At 46.6% G+C, this 1196-nt stretch carries 2 protein-coding genes; both read left to right on the forward strand.

The window, feature by feature from the left end; translation table 11 throughout:
• Positions 1-873, forward strand: an 873-nt coding sequence (locus tag ACH97_RS16475; RefSeq protein ID WP_155519898.1) for a right-handed parallel beta-helix repeat-containing protein, incomplete at its 5' end; no start/stop codon positions are given.
• Positions 874-891: 18 nt separating this feature from the next.
• Positions 892-1196 (forward strand): BppU family phage baseplate upper protein (locus ACH97_RS16480; RefSeq protein WP_155519899.1); only part of this gene is annotated, 305 nt, incomplete at its 3' end.

The raw sequence follows: 1196 nt of genomic DNA on the forward strand, positions 1-1196 counted from the left end.
TCATTCATCGGAGTATCGCACGAAAATATACGCATTCTTAACAATAAAATCCGCGGGACAATTAACGCCGCAATTCGTGCTTATGCGTGGAATAACGTCTACATTGCCGGTAATGAGATTACGAACTGCGGATCGGGAATCATCGTTAATCCTCCGTTAGTCGGCAAGCCTGAGGATACGGTTACGGTTGACGGCACACAAACGAACGCATCGCAAGAGCAATCTAACGTGATCATCGAGAACAATACAATCGATAGGCTTACGCTCTCGGATGATCTGCTCGGAGGCATCGCGGTATGGGGGCAAGGTAGGGGCGGAACAATCCTAAACGTTGTGGTTAGCAAAAACACAATAAAGAATACGCCGAGCAACGCCAACGCTATCTATGTCAAGGAGGCAAAATTCGTCAAAGTTGACGCCAACCAGATTGAAGGCTCCGGTCATAACGGGATTTCTTTGGCTACCGCAAAGTATACGACTATCACAAGGAACCAACTGACGGACATTGCGGTTACGGGAATATACGTCGGAGCATCTGGTGCGAGCAGCGATACCCTCCAGATCGTTGGAAATACGGTGACAGGAGCAGGCGGTCACGGAATCCACCTCGCTGACTCAACGAAGCGATCGCAAGTCCATGATAATACAATCGCGAATGTTGGTTTAGCTGAGCTCGATCGCTATAACGGTCTCTATGTAACGAACGCTTCAAAGAACGTTACGCTACGAAATAACAACATATATGCTACCGAGAAGCGGTTGATTGCGGGGGTATTTGTGACAGTCACTAACAGTGATATCGTTATTTCAGGCGCTTACGTTCCGAACCCTGAATTTTATTATCGAGAGCCTGTCGTTAATCAAACGGTATAACCCGGGAAGGAGGATACGATGATCTACAAAAACACTAATTTACAGCTCAATATAAACCCGCAAATCAAACGAAGTATTGCTGCGAACATTCAATTTAGTACGCAGGATATAGATACGGCAAAGCTAGCGTTCAGCCTTACGAAAGACGGCGTTCCACTACCGATCTCCAAGGCGACTCATGGAAAACTGTTTATGCGGTTTGCGGACGGAAGCAAGTTCTACGTTAATACGGAAGTTCAAGACGCGCTGAAGGGCGTTATTTTTTATGTCTTAACACCGGAACAAGTTAAGCATTATGGAACGGTGCAGGCTGAGCTTTACGT

Origin of the sequence: Bacillus paralicheniformis (genome assembly GCF_001042485.2) — a bacterium.
Classification (GTDB): domain Bacteria; phylum Bacillota; class Bacilli; order Bacillales; family Bacillaceae; genus Bacillus; species Bacillus paralicheniformis.